At 72.8% G+C, this 12,901-nt stretch carries 14 protein-coding genes; 3 read left to right on the top strand and 11 right to left on the bottom strand.

Annotated features, from left to right (window positions below; all coding sequences use genetic code 11):
• Nucleotides 1-4: 4 nt before the first annotated feature.
• Nucleotides 5-274: a hypothetical protein gene (locus AB4K12_RS02880; RefSeq protein WP_368432624.1), complete on the top strand. Its 270-nt coding sequence runs from the start codon at nucleotides 5-7 to the stop codon at nucleotides 272-274.
• 16 nt (nucleotides 275-290) lie between these two features.
• Here the strand turns inward: AB4K12_RS02880 and AB4K12_RS02875 are convergent, their stop codons facing one another.
• The 9 genes from AB4K12_RS02875 to AB4K12_RS02835 all read right to left on the bottom strand — a co-directional run bounded on the left by AB4K12_RS02875 (nucleotide 291) and on the right by AB4K12_RS02835 (nucleotide 7,803).
• Nucleotides 291-695, bottom strand: a complete 405-nt coding sequence (locus AB4K12_RS02875) for an RDD family protein (protein WP_368432623.1) — start codon at nucleotides 693-695, stop codon at nucleotides 291-293.
• A 361-nt stretch (nucleotides 696-1,056) separates the two neighbouring features.
• Nucleotides 1,057-1,629 (bottom strand): TetR/AcrR family transcriptional regulator, encoded by a 573-nt coding sequence (locus AB4K12_RS02870; RefSeq protein ID WP_368432622.1) that lies wholly within the window; start codon nucleotides 1,627-1,629, stop codon nucleotides 1,057-1,059.
• A gap of 64 nt (nucleotides 1,630-1,693) precedes the next feature.
• Nucleotides 1,694-3,064: an amidase gene (locus AB4K12_RS02865; RefSeq protein WP_368432621.1), complete on the bottom strand. Its 1,371-nt coding sequence runs from the start codon at nucleotides 3,062-3,064 to the stop codon at nucleotides 1,694-1,696.
• Nucleotides 3,061-3,219: a hypothetical protein gene (locus AB4K12_RS02860; protein ID WP_368432620.1), complete on the bottom strand. Its 159-nt coding sequence runs from the start codon at nucleotides 3,217-3,219 to the stop codon at nucleotides 3,061-3,063. Before AB4K12_RS02860 ends, AB4K12_RS02865 begins: the two co-directional genes overlap by 4 nt.
• Before the next feature lie 296 nt (nucleotides 3,220-3,515).
• Nucleotides 3,516-4,019 (bottom strand): carboxymuconolactone decarboxylase family protein, encoded by a 504-nt coding sequence (locus AB4K12_RS02855; RefSeq protein WP_107430964.1) that lies wholly within the window; start codon nucleotides 4,017-4,019, stop codon nucleotides 3,516-3,518.
• 135 nt (nucleotides 4,020-4,154) lie between these two features.
• Entirely contained in the window at nucleotides 4,155-4,934 is a 780-nt protein-coding gene (locus AB4K12_RS02850) for an AAA family ATPase (protein ID WP_368432619.1), read from the bottom strand.
• A gap of 199 nt (nucleotides 4,935-5,133) precedes the next feature.
• Nucleotides 5,134-5,262 carry an AAA family ATPase gene (locus tag AB4K12_RS02845; protein WP_368432618.1) on the bottom strand — a complete coding sequence of 43 codons (129 nt, stop codon included), beginning with the start codon at nucleotides 5,260-5,262 and terminating at the stop codon, nucleotides 5,134-5,136.
• Between the two features lie 111 nt (nucleotides 5,263-5,373).
• The gene (locus tag AB4K12_RS02840) at nucleotides 5,374-6,585 is read right to left on the bottom strand and encodes an erythromycin esterase family protein (protein WP_368432617.1); all 1,212 of its coding nucleotides are present in this window, start codon (nucleotides 6,583-6,585) and stop codon (nucleotides 5,374-5,376) included.
• A 102-nt stretch (nucleotides 6,586-6,687) separates the two neighbouring features.
• Nucleotides 6,688-7,803 carry an alpha/beta hydrolase gene (locus AB4K12_RS02835; RefSeq protein WP_368432616.1) on the bottom strand — a complete coding sequence of 372 codons (1,116 nt, stop codon included), beginning with the start codon at nucleotides 7,801-7,803 and terminating at the stop codon, nucleotides 6,688-6,690.
• A 275-nt stretch (nucleotides 7,804-8,078) separates the two neighbouring features.
• Here AB4K12_RS02835 and AB4K12_RS02830 point away from each other — a divergent pair, with 275 nt between their 5' ends.
• Nucleotides 8,079-9,332: a DUF1266 domain-containing protein gene (locus AB4K12_RS02830; RefSeq protein ID WP_368432615.1), complete on the top strand. Its 1,254-nt coding sequence runs from the start codon at nucleotides 8,079-8,081 to the stop codon at nucleotides 9,330-9,332.
• 92 nt (nucleotides 9,333-9,424) lie between these two features.
• On the opposite strand, the gene AB4K12_RS02825 is transcribed toward AB4K12_RS02830, so the two are convergent.
• Both AB4K12_RS02825 and AB4K12_RS02820 read right to left on the bottom strand, forming a co-directional pair.
• Nucleotides 9,425-11,023, bottom strand: a complete 1,599-nt coding sequence (locus AB4K12_RS02825) for an amidase (protein ID WP_368432614.1) — start codon at nucleotides 11,021-11,023, stop codon at nucleotides 9,425-9,427.
• A gap of 139 nt (nucleotides 11,024-11,162) precedes the next feature.
• Entirely contained in the window at nucleotides 11,163-12,026 is an 864-nt protein-coding gene (locus AB4K12_RS02820) for a LysR family transcriptional regulator (protein ID WP_368432613.1), read from the bottom strand.
• Between the two features lie 117 nt (nucleotides 12,027-12,143).
• Here AB4K12_RS02820 and AB4K12_RS02815 point away from each other — a divergent pair, with 117 nt between their 5' ends.
• The gene (locus tag AB4K12_RS02815; RefSeq protein WP_368432612.1) at nucleotides 12,144-12,743 is read left to right on the top strand and encodes a short chain dehydrogenase; all 600 of its coding nucleotides are present in this window, start codon (nucleotides 12,144-12,146) and stop codon (nucleotides 12,741-12,743) included.
• Nucleotides 12,744-12,901 lie beyond the last annotated feature (158 nt).

Raw genomic sequence — 12,901 nt, 5'->3', positions numbered from 1 at the left:
CCGCGTGACCACAGCACCCGCCCAGCCGCCCCGCGACCGCGCTCTCGGCCGGGGCCTCGAGGCCCTCATCCCGAGCACCGGCGTCTCCCCCGCGAACGTCGCCACCGCCCTGGTGGCACTGCTGCGCACCGTCGAAGTCCCCGCCGGGCTGCTCGAGGCCGCCGCGGCGGCCCTCGACGCGGCGGTCGCCGGCCCGCTGGACGATCGGGGCCGGGAGTCGGCGGCGGCCGTCACGGAGCTCCTGCGCAAGGCGGTGGACGAAGCGGCGGGCTGACGCTGCCGGAGACGTCCTAGCGGCGCAGGTCCTTGCTGCGTACGTACCGCAGCCCGCAGCCGTCCTCGTACGGTTCGCCGTCTTGGCCGAGCCAGTTCCAGATCGGCTGCATCGGGAGCCAGGTCAGGCCGAGAAGCCAGCGCTGCACCGCTCGCCAGAAGCGCGGCCGCCCCGCGTCGTCCGCGCGCACCACGCGTGTGAAGAGCAGGAACTTGCCCACGGTGGCCCGGAACAGCACGGCTCCCAGCACATGGTGGACGAAGGACACGCCGAAGAAGCAGATGGCGACGTAGGTCCAGTAGGTACCCGTGGTCTTGTCGTCCGCGAGCCGCATGGCGATGCCGAAACCACCGAAGACCGTGATCGCGGCGTCGATCCCGGCGGCGAGCATGCGGCGCTCGTCCCCGACCTCCTGAGGCACGGCGGGGGGCTGCGGCGCGTGAGGGTGCTGCTGAGGGTACGGATGCGGCTGAGCGTAGGGATGTGCCTGCGCATGCGGCTGGGCCTGCGCGTACGGATGTGCTGCCTGCGCGTACGGATCTCCCTGTGCCGGCGGGTAGGGCTGCGGGTACGGGGGCTGCGGAGCGTACGGTTGCTGCTGAGCGTACGGCTGCTGCGGCGCATAGGGCTGCTGTGGGGGGTACGGCTGTTGTTGGGCCTGGTACTGCTGAGGATCGATCACAGGGTGTCATCCTGCTGCACGCAGATGACAATTGATGCACAGAATGATCTACGAGCGGTAACTCGCGAGCGTCCCCCTCCGACCCGGTGCCGAAGGCCGGTCACGGCAGGGGCATCAGGCGGTAGAAGACCGTGGCGACGAGGTCGCGTGCGTACTGGGCGTCCAGGAGTCCGGGACGGAAGAGGACGCGGTACATCATGGGGGCGACGACGTGGTCCATGACGACGTCGGTGCCGGGCACGTGCTCGCCGCGCTGTGCGGCGCGCGCGAGGATGGTCTCGACCTGTTCGACGGCGTAGGCGGAGCACTGCCCGGCGTTGCTTCCGTCGGGGTCGCCGGCGAGGGCGTCCCGGATGTAGGCACGGCCGGCCGGGGAGGACATCTCCTCGAGGAAGGACGCCGCCCAGTGCTCCAGGTCCTCGCGCAGGCTGCCGAGGTCGGCGGGTGGTTCGTCGGGGCGCAGGCGTTCCACCGCGACGTCGGCGAGGAGTTCCTGGAGGTCTCCCCAGCGGCGGTAGACGGTGGAGGGGGTCACGCCGGCCCGGGAGGCGATGAGGGGGACGGTGAGGCCGGTCCGGCCGTGCTCGGCCTGGAGCTCCTGGACGGCCGCGTGCACCGATCGCTGCACGCGGGCGCTTCGTCCTCCGGGGCGGACCGCTGGTCTGGGGCTCATACCGACACCTTAACGCAAAGGAATTGCGTGCCGTGGAACGACCGCCGAAAGCGGTGGAGCGCGATCACGACGCGTACACCGCGGGGAGCGGGAGGACGCCCCGGGCGTCCTCGTAGGCGCGGCCCATGCGCAGCAGTGTCGCCTCGGCCGACGGTGGGCCGATGAGCTGCATGCCGATGGGCAGCCCCGCCGTGTCGAGGCCGACGGGGAAGGACAGCGACGGCATCCCGGTGATGTTCGCCGGTACGGAGAGCCTGACGTAGGCGTCGGAGACCGATTCCGTGGTGCCGTCGGGCCATTCGATCCTGTCCTGCCCGGTGCGGGTGGCGGTGGTGGGCACGGTCGGGGCCGCGATGGCGTCGACCTCGTCGAAGAGCCGTCTCCACGAGGCCCGCATGAGCGTACGGGCGCGCTGGGCGCGCAGGTAGTCGCCGGCCGGCACCTCCCTCCCGGCTTCCAGCAGGACGCGCACGTCCGGACCGTAGAGGTGGGAGGACGAGCGCAGCGTCGGCTCGTGGTACGCGGTGGCTTCGGGGACCATCAGCCCCCAGTGGACGGCATGGATGTACTCGGTCATCGGGATGTCGACGTCGACGAGGTCGGCGCCGAGTTCGCGCAGGTGGGTGAGGGCTGTCCGTACCGCCGCCTCCACCTCGGGCGTGACGTGGTCGAAGTAGTAGGTGCGGGGGACGCCGACGCGTATCCCGGTCAGGCCCGCCGTCGTCACCTGCCGTTCGCCGAGGCCCGGTCGATAGTCGGTGAGGGCCGCGAGTACGGGCTGGGCGTCGCGGACGGTGCGGGTGATCGGCCCCACGTGGTCCAGGGACCACGACAGCGGGACGACGCCGTGCCGGGGCACGAGGTCGTAGGTGGGTTTGAGGCCCACGACGCCGTTGAGCGCCGCCGGGACGCGGATCGACCCGCCGGTGTCGGTGCCCAGGGCGAAGGTCGCGCCGCCGGAGGCGACCGCTACCGCCGAGCCTCCGCTGGATCCGCCGGCCACCCGGTCCGGGGCCCAGGCGTTGCGGGTCTGAGGGGTGATCAGCCCGTAGGCGAACTCGTGCGTGTGGGTCTTGCCCAGCACGATGGCACCGGCCTCGCGGAGCCGTGCGGTGACCGTCGCGTCGGTGGCGGCCATGTGGTGGGCGCGGACGCGGGAACTGGCCGTGGTCGGCAGGCCGGCGGCGTCGACGAGGTCCTTGAGCGCCACCGGGATGCCGTGCAGCGGGCCGCGGTACCTGCCTGCCGCGATGTCCTCCTGCGCCCGCGCGGCGGCGTGGAGCGCGGCGTCCGCGTCGAGCGTGACGTAGGCGTTGAGGTGTCCGTCGACCGCGTCGGCGCGGTCGAGGACGGAGGCGGTCAGTTCCAGGGGTGACAGTTCGCCGGCGGCGATCGCCTCGGAGGCGTCGGCGAGGGTCAGTTCACAGGGCTTCATCGGTCGCCTCCTGCCGCGTCGTACGTCGGGGCCGGAGGGGTGTCCCCCAAGTCGAGTGCGTGCAGGGCGCTGATGACCGTGCGGATGTGGCGGGCCGTGGCGGCGACCTCGTCGGGAACGGGCGGGCCGGCGGGTGCGGGCGGGGATGCGTCCACGGGACGTCCTTTCGGGCGCGGGGCGTACGGGCCTTGGGTGTGCGTGCGTGGCAGCACGCTCTCCGGCCACGCAAAAGCGAAGAGTTTGCGTTAGTGGACTCTAATGGCCCACCGTCCGCTAAAGCAATGAAACTGCGTTAACGGAGGTGTGCGCATGAACCAGCCCGCACTCTCGGGCCCTTCACCGGTGCCCGTGCCCGTATGAACCGTGGGCGAACCCGTCCTGGTCCCGCAGGGGACCAGGACGGGCCGTCGTCAGCCTGCCGTCCTCACCCGGCCGTCCTCACCGGCCGGCCTCACGCCCACTGGTCGGCGAACGTCCGGCCGGGCACCGGCTTGACGATGAGGGCGATGGGGACGAAGAAGTTGACCTGCCCGATCGCGATGGTCAGAGTGACCAGCGCCTTGGTGTCGTAGTGCTCGGACACCTGGGCGTACAGCTCGTCCGAGACCCGCTCGCCGTGCGCGGACGGCTGGAGGACGGCCTCCACCAGAGCCAGCGCGGCACGCTCGGCTGCGGTGAAATACGGGGCGTCCTGCCAGGACGCCACCGCGGTGATCCGCTCCTCCGACTCCCCCGCCTTGCGCAGGAAGCCCGTGTGCAGGACGGTCAGGTAGGTGTTGCCGACGATCTGGCCGGCGCGCAGCTGGATCAGACCGATCGTGCTCCGCGGCACCGAGCGGTTGCCCGTGGCCTTGAACAGCGCCGCGGACACCTCCGCCAGCTCGGGAACGGCCTCCTGAGGGTCGGACATCCGCGAAGCCATGGGTACCTCAGCAGTGATCGAACGTGCTTCCATCGCCGTATTCCTTTCGCGCTTTCACATCGCTTTCACTGCCCTGACGGATCACGGCGCACGAATGTGACAGGCGACCGCCGGAAAAACGACGCGGTGGCGCCGGCACGAGAACCCGGCGCCGCCCGGCGCCCCGGCTCACCGCTTGGGCCAGTACCACAACGGCTCGTCCAGCGGTCCTTCACGGCCCGCCACCACCGTCTGGGCGCTCGCGTCCTTGACGAGGGTGATGGAGTTGAGGTCGAGCCGGTGGCGTGCCGAGTTCCGGGCGAGTTCCGCGGCCAGCTCCGGGGCGTGGGTGACCACCACGATCTGGGTGTGCCCGGCCGCGGTGAGGATCAGATCGGCGAGCGGGGGCAGCAGGTCCGGATGGAGGCTGGCCTCCGGCTCGTTGAGGACCAGGAGCGCGGGCGGGCGGGGGGTCAGCAGTGCCGCCGCCCACAGCAGATAGCGCAGGGTGCCGTCGGAGAGCTCACCGGCACCCAGCGGGCGCAGCAGGCCCCGCTGGCGCAGCCTCAGCTCGAACCGGCCGCCGTGGCTGTCGATCTCCACGCGGCTGCCGGGGAACGCCGCGTCCACGGCGTCGTCCAGCGCCTGGCCGTCGCCGATCTCCCGGATGGTCTCCAGAGCGGCCGCCAGGTCGGAGCCGTCGTGGCTGAGCACGGGAGTGCGGGTGCCGACCTGTGCGCCGCGGGCGGGTGCCTGCGCGTCGGTGCGCACGTGGTCGTAGAACCGCCAGGACCTGATGAGTTCGCGCAGCCGCAGCAGGTCGGGGGCGAGCTGGGGGTCGGCGAGTTCGCTGAGCATGCTGTCGTAGGGGCGGAGGGCGTTGACGGTGCGGTGCCAGCCGCCGTCGGCGGTGCGGGTGCGTACGGCCGGTCCCGACCGGTCGCAGAGCAGCGTGGCCGGCCTCAGCACGGGGCCGGTCCATGTGCACTCGCGCTTGACCTCCGGGTCCAGGTCGAAGAGCGAGCGGTCGGGGATGGGGTGCCCGAAGTCGACGGCGTAGCCGAAGTCGGTGCCCGCGAAGCCCAGCCGCAGGCCGGCGGGCTCGCCGCCGCCCGTGCCGCGGGCCGGTTTCTCGTGTCCCGCCCACAGGGTGGAGGGCAGCCCGCCTTCACGGGCCAGCGCGGTAGAGGCTGGACTTGCCGGTGCCGTTCGCGCCCGTGACCACGTTGAGTCTGTCCAGCGGCACGACCAGGCGGCGGAGGGAGCGGTAGTTCTCGATGGCGAGGGTGGTGATCATAGGTCTCACTGACGCTCGGGGGTCCTGTCCCCGCCAGTGTGCTGGGTGGGTCTGACAGTGAAGATGTACGTGGCACCGCTCGGGGGGTCTGACTCCGGGCCTGACCTGCGCTCACGGCAGCCATCGCACCGCGGACGCCTCACGGAAGTGGATGAGCACGTCGAACGCGTCGGCGAGGGAGGCGACGGCCGTGTGCGCGGTGGCGTCGCGGGAAGGGTCGTAGACACCGCCGATGACGCGGAGCTTCGCCGGTCCGTCCCAGCGGCGGCGGACGTCGTCGTGGCGCAGGTCCAGCCAGTGGGCGGGCAGGTCCACCTGTCCGAGCGTCGCGTCGATCAGGTCCGCGCCGGACTCCGGGACGACGGTGACGCCGAGGTCGCCGTGGTGGAAGCCGATGGCCACGGAGACGTACGCGTCGCCGTAGGCCTCGCGCAGCATGCCGCCGACGCTGGGCCGCGGACCGTTCTCGGGGGCCATGCCCAGGGTCGTCGCGGTCGCCGACGTGTGAGCGATGCCGTCCCAGTAGACGACGCGCGTGCCGGTCCGTCGCTGGTGGTCGCCGATGGCCTCGGCCCATGCCGCGGCGTCGCCGGCGTAGTCGCTTCGCCCGGCCACGCTGCGTTCGTGGTAGTCGACGATCCCGCGCATCCGGGCCAGGACGTCGTCGTGGCCGAGGCCGGGCAGTGACCGGACGAGCGCGAGCGCGTCGCGGGCGTGCTCGGCGAAGGGGCGCCCCGGGTGGGTTCCCTGGTGGCGCTGCACGTGTTCGTCGGTGTGGTGGGCGGTCCGGATCGGGTCCAGGTGGGAGGCCAGCTCCTCCGCCAACTCCGGGGCCGACCGGCGGACGTGGTCGAGGACGGCGTCGTAGTCCTCGAGGCGCGTCTGCGCGGGCTTCACGCCGAGGATCCGGACGGGGTCGTTCGGGTGCTCCCGGTTGAACGCCCTGACCCACTCCAGCGTCGTGGCCATCTCGACGGTGCGCCAGGGGCGCCAGGCGCCGTCGAGGGCGGATGCGGCCGAGCCGCCGCCGGAGCGCACGTACCGGTCGAGGGCGTCGCCGGCGGCGACGGTGTCCTGGATGGCCAGCGCCCGGAATCCGTGGTGGTGCACCAGCCGGTGCAGGAGCCGGTCCTGCACGCCGAAGGTCTCCCGGGAGAAGCGCGTGGACTCCCCGATGCCGGCGACCAGTGCCGTCTCGGAGATCTTCCGGGCGATCGTGTCGAGCGCGGCGTCGGACAGGGGTCGGGCGTCGGCGTGCCGCGGGTCGGACGGAGCCACGGACGAGCGGAAGGGTGCCTGAACAGCGGTGGAGGTGTTTTCCATGCGCCAAGCCTCACACCTGAAGTTTGGTTGAGGTCAAGACGGTTGAGCCGGCCGCGCCGGGCGGGGGTGGTGTCTCCCCCGCCTCAGGCGGGTTGCCGGGGGTCAGGGCCGCGGGGTGGGGCCCTGCAGGTGCTGGCTGATCCACTCCATGGGGCCCATGCCCATGCCGCGGACGTATGTCTCGGCGTTGTGGAGGCCGCCGGGTATCTGGGTCAGATGGGTGTGGACGGGGCCCTTGTCGCCGTACGTCTTGATGAACCCGTTGACGCCGTTGATGGTGATCGGGTGCTCGGCGGTGCCGTACTGGAAGGCGAGGTAGACGTCGGGGCCCTTGGTGTCGATGAGCTGCTGGGCGAGCTTCTGCGGGTTGTTGGCCTGCCGCTCGGCCTCGTGGCCCTTCCAGTGGGGCGAGTCGGGGACGATGTCGGGGCCGGAGGCGATGACGGCCTTGAAGCTGTCCGGGTGCTGCAGGACGGTCTTCAGCCCCGCGAAGCCGCCGCTGGAGGAGCCCATGAACGCCCAACCGTCACGGGACTTCAGGGTGCGGAAGTTGGCGCGCACGAAGTCGGGGACGTCCTCGGCCAGCCAGGTGCCCATCTTCGGGCGGCCGGGGATGTCACTGCCGTCGTGGTAGTCCTCCTTCTTGTCGGTGCCCGGGTTGAGCACCGGCATCACCACGATGAACGGCTGGGCCTTGCCCTCCTGGGACCACTTCGCGATGGACGACTGCAGCTTGAGGTTGGTCCCGATCCAGTAGTTCCCGCTGGCCCCCGGGCCGCCCGGCAGCGCGACCAGCACCGGGAACCCGCTCTTGCGGTACTGCGGCTCCTTGTACTGCTTGGGGGCCCACACCCACACCTTGCCGGTGAAGCCCGACTTCGCGCCCTGCAGCGTGGTCTTCGCGATGACCGTGCCGTCCGCCAGCCTGCTCTCCTCCCTCAGGTCGGCGGCCGGCCCCGTGGGCATCCGGGTCTCCGGCGCCTCGTCGACCGGATCGCTGCGATGCGGCGCGGCACCGGCCTGGCGGGGGGAGCCGGCCGCGTCGTCACCGAAGGTGACCGGATCGCCCTTGCCGGAGAGCACGCCGGTGTACTGCAGGACCGCCCAGGATATGAGGCCCAGGACGAGGACGACGGCCGCCGCCGTCCACCAGCGTCTGGCGCGGCGGAACCGGAATCCCCGGCGTGGCGACGGGGCGGGGTACGAGGGCGAGGGCATCGGTGAGCTCCAACAGCTGAATCAGGCATGCCGACGAGGACGTAGCGGCGGGGTGGGGAGCGCGCCGGAACCGGCGCGCCGTGATCACTTATTGTGCGCCCTGCCTCCGCGGGCCCGGGCAGGGGCTGCCGGGGTGACGGGAGCGGCCCCTCTCCGTCCGGTCCGGGCCGGACGGAGAGGGGCCCGACGACCTGGGGGAAGACCCCCGGTACCGTACCTGGACGATCTTGTTGTCGTCAGCGGGACGACAACGGCAGCGGCACGGAGGGAACCCCATGCAGACGGCGTCCGCCGACGAGGCCCACGACGAGTTCTTTCCCGTCGTCCCGGCGCCGGAGGACGGCAGTCGCTGGCCGGCGCCCACCGATCTGGAGCAGTACCTGTACCGGATGTGCCGCACCGGCAACGCGTACGGCTACCTGCGCACCCTCGCCGTCGAGGGCGTGTACTACCCCGTGCGGCTCGACGAAGCCCAGGAGGCGGGCGAGGACGAGCACCCCATGCTCACCGTCCCGCTGCCCGACGGGCGCACCGCGGCGCAGGTGTACACCTCGGGGCTGCTGCCGCGGCCGCATCCGCACCTGGTCTACGAGTACGCGTCCCTCGGCGCCCTCGCGGGGATCCTGCCCGACGGCGTGGACATCCTCGCGGTCAACGCCGCCACGCCCTGCGAGGAGTACTTCTCCACCACCGACGACGAACGCGAGACCTGGCTGGACCTGCACCACGAGCTGTTCGAGCCGGACGGGCTGGGTGACCGCGTGGTCACCCGCCGGACGGGCGCCCCGCCGGCGGGCCCGCTGCTGCACGGCCTCGCCTGCGGCGCCCACCTGTGCTTCCAGAACGGCGACGCCTGGAACACCCCGCACTGGCACGGCATGGGCTATCGCGGCGAGGTCGAGCGGATCGCCGACTCCTGGGGCGTCCACGGGCGCGACGACTGGCTCACGATGCAGGAGCGGCTGCTCACCCGCGACGTGAGCCCCTGGTACTGGGACTTCGTCCTCGGGGCCCGTGCCGCGCTCGCCCGTGTCCGCGGTGGCCGCGTGGACCCGCGGGAGTGGCGCGACCTCGTCCGGTCGGAGCTGCGGGAGCGGGCCCGGGAGAGCGGCGACGCCGTCGACGACCCGGAGTTCACCGGGTTCGTGGAGCACCTGTGCGCGCTGGTGGGCGAAGTCCTGCGGTACGAGGCGCGGTTCCGCGCCGACGGGCTCCTGCCGCCGGACGGCTTCGTCCGTACGGTCGCCGCCTGGGACATCGGCCGTGGCTCCAAGATGGCCCGCTGGGGCCGGGGCGCCCGGTACGCCACGGAGGCCGAGATGCTCGCCGCCCTCGAGCGCGCGTCCGAGGCCGCGCGGGAGGCGTACGGCTCGTGGGAGGAGTTCTCCGCGGGCTATGTGCTCGGACGGTGCCTGCACTTCGACGAGGAGCATTTCGGCACCTGGTACACCGACGTCCTCGACGCCCACCACGCCCTGGCCGTCGACCCCGAGAGCCCTTGGCGGACGGTGCCGTTCACCGCCGCGTGAAGCGGCCTTCCGGGCGCCGTGCCGGTCGTCACGCCCGTGGCGGCGTGACGACCGGGGCGTCGGACCGGGGCGTCGGACCGGAGCCGGGGCGGTCACATGTCCGGCCCCACCGACGGCAGGTAGCGCGGTGCCCGCCAGGCGTCCAGCCGGTGCTCCACGGCGGCACCCAGCGTCAGCAGCCGGGCGTCCTGGTGGTCACCGCCGATGAGGAGCAGGCCCACGGGAAGCTCGCCGACGAATCCGGCGGGCACGGACAGCGACGGGTAGCCGGCCACGGCCGCTGGGGTGGACGACGGGATCACGTCGTTGTCGCCCCGCGCGCAGTCGGTCGTCCAGGCGGGCGGGTTGGCCGGCGAGGCGATGGCGTCCAGGTGGTGGGCGGCCATCGTCTCGTCGATGGATCGCCGGGACAGATCCTTCAGCTCGGCGCGCATCGCCCGGTACTCCGGGCTGGTGGTGGGCGGCGCGGCCAGGGCCTGCTCGAAGAGCTCCTGGCCGGCGAAGCAGGTCCGCTCCGCCGGGTGGGCGCGGTTGAACTCGATGAGTGCGGCGAGGTCGCGGGGCCCCTCACGGGTGGCGAGATAGGCGTCGATGTCCCGGTGGAACTCGCTCAGCAGCGCCGGGAACTCGAGTGCGGCGAGTCGCTCCTGGTGCGGTGGCGTCACCTCGACGACCTCGGCTCCGGCGGCGCGCAGCTTCTCCGCCGTACCGGTCATCACGGCGTCCACCCGCGGCCCGAGCGAGGGCAGGCGCCACAGTCCGATCCGCCGGCCGCGGAGGCCGTCGGCGTTCGCCGGCCGGTCCGTGGGACCGACGGAGCCGCCGGGGCCCGTGGGCCGGCCGCCGCTGAGGACCGCGAGGGTGAGCGCGGCATCGGTCACGTTGCGCGCCATGGGTCCCGCGGTGTCCTGCTCGGCGGAGATCGGCACCACGCCGGCCTGGCTGACGAGTCCGAGACTCGGCTTGTGCCCGACCACTCCGTTCATCCCGGCCGGGCACACGATCGAGCCGTCCGTCTCGGTGCCGATCGCCACCTGCGACAGCGACGCGGCGAGCGCGGCGGCCGAGCCGGAGGAGGAACCGCACGGATTGCGGTCCAGTACGTACGGGTTGTTGGTCTGCCCGCCCACCGCCGACCAGCCCGATGTCGGCCTGGCCGCGCGGAAGTTCGCCCACTCTGACAGGTTGGTCTTGCCCAGGATCACCGCTCCCGCGTCCCGCAGCCGGGTCACCAGGGCGGCGTCGGCGCCCGGCGGGCGCCCGGCCAGCGCCAGCGACCCGGCGGTGGTCGGCATGTCGCGGGTGTTGACGTTGTCCTTCAGCAGTACGGGGATGCCGTCGAGCGGGCCACGGGTCTCGCCGCGCCGATGCCGGGCATCGCTGGCGGCCGCCTGGCGCGGGGCGGTCGGGTCCGTGCGCAGGACCGCGTGGATCCTGGGATTGACGGCCTCGATGCGCTGCAGATAGGTGGTGGTCAGCGCCGACGAGGTCAACGAACCGTCCGCCATGCGACGCTGCAGCTCCGGGATCGTCACCCTGTCGAGATCCACGCCCAGCGTCCGGAGCGAACCGGCCGGCGGCGGGCCGCCGGTGCCGGGCACCTCGGCTCGCGCGCTCGGGCTCGGCGCGCCGCCCACCAGGGACGCCGCCACGAGGGCGACGGTCATTGCGGCAGTACTCCTCTTCCCCATGAGGAGCAGCGCACTACATGCGCGCCTCGGGCGCAAGGGTGCCGCAACGGCCACTCGCACACCGGGCCATGGGGCCCCGACCCGTCAAGTCCCCGCATGCGGAGGCCCGTTTGGGGCGCGGCGGCCCCGGCGGCTTTCGTCAGCCGCTGACCACGTCCCGTACCGCCGCGAGGAATGCGTCCGTGTGCGGATGCGTGGGATGGGCGGGGCGGGCGAGGTAGACCGTGGCGGCGGGGGCGTCGGCGACCGGGACGAAGCGGACGCCGGGGTGGCCGTGGCTCTCGGCCGTACCCGCCGCGCCGACGCCGAAGGCTCCGCCCGTGGCGATGAGATTCAGCCACTCGTCCACGTTGCGCACGTCGACCGTCCTGGCGGGGCGCCGAGCCGGGGGCCACAGGTCCACCGAGGCGGTGCCCGTGTCCGGCCACAGGGCGAGCGGCAGGTCCGGGCCGGCGGTGAGGTCGGCGAGGCGCACGCGGTCGCGGTCCGCGAGCGGGTGGTCGTCCGGCAGGGCGGCGACGCGGTCCTCGGTGTAGAGGGCCTCGGTACGGATGCGTGGGTCGTCGGGCACGGTACGGAGCACCGCCACATCGGTGTCGCCGGTGGCGAGGCCCGCGGTGCGGTTGTCCTGGCGGACCACCTCGAGCGGCGCGTGCGGGTGCGCGCGGCGCCAGGAGCGCAGCAGCGGCACGGTCTGCTGCCCGAGGACCGCGCAGGTGTACCCGAGGCGGAGGGGGCGGGAGACGGCCCGGGTGTCGGCGAGCGCCGCGTCGAGGTGGGCGAGGATGGCCTGCCCGTGCCCGAGGAGGGTCGTCCCGGCCGGCGTGAGGGCCAGCTGCCGGGAGGACCGGTCGACCAGCCGTACCCCGACGCGCGTCTCGAGCTGGGCGAGCGTGCGGGAGAGGGCGGGCTGCGTCATGTGCAGCCGGGCCGCCGCGGCGGTGACGGTGCCCGCCTCGGCTATCGCGGCCAGGGCCTTGAGGTGACGCAGTTCCACATCCATGCGCGCCAAGCATAGTCACTGCCCAGACGGCATTTCCGGGGACGGAGCGCGATCCGTAGCGTCTGATCTGCCCGGGCGGTTCCCCCGGGTTTCCTTCCCAGGTATTGGACGTGTGTTGTGAGGATTCTTCTGGTCGGCGCGGGCGGCACGCTGGGCGGCGCGGTGAACAGGGCGCTCGTGGAGCGGGGGCACGAGGTGATCGGGGTGGGCCGCTCGGGCGGCGATCTGGTCTGCGACGTCACCGACCCCGAGGCGGTCGCGCGGATGTACGGGCAGGCCGGCCCGCTGGACGCGGTGGCGGTCGCCGCGGGCGACGCCGTGTTCGGGCCGCTGACGGAACTGTCCGCGGACGACTTCGCGGCGACGTTCCGCGGCAAGGCCCTCGGCCAGATAGAGCTGGTCCGTCAGGGCGCCCGCCACGTGGCCGAGACCGGCTCGTTCACTCTGGTCAGCGGCATCCTGACGGAGGAGCCGATCGTCGCCGGCTCGGCCGCGTCGGCGGCGAACGGCGCGGTCGAGGCGTTCGTACGGGCCGCCGCGATCGAGCTCCCGCCGCGGCGGATCAACGCGGTGAGCCCGACGGTGGCCGAGGAGTCCCTGCCCGCCTACGGGCCGTTCTTCGCCGGCATGGAGCCGGTTCCGGCGTCCCGCGTGGCCACGGCGTACGTCCGCTCGATCGAGGGCGCGCAGACGGGGCAGGTGTACCGGGTGCGGTAGGGCGAGCCACCGCCCGCCCCGGAGTCGGGGCCTGGCCGGAAGGGCCGCCGCTTCGGGGGGGGGAGCGGCGGCCCGTCCGGCCACTCGTCGTCGTGCGAAGGCTTCCGATGTCATGGTTCGGGGAACGGCTCTGGGCATCGGGGATCCGGTGAGCCGCG

Origin of the sequence: Streptomyces sp. C36 (assembly GCF_040932295.1) — a bacterium.
Taxonomy (GTDB): domain Bacteria; phylum Actinomycetota; class Actinomycetes; order Streptomycetales; family Streptomycetaceae; genus Streptomyces; species Streptomyces triculaminicus.
This window is presented reverse-complemented; position numbering and strand designations above follow the sequence as displayed.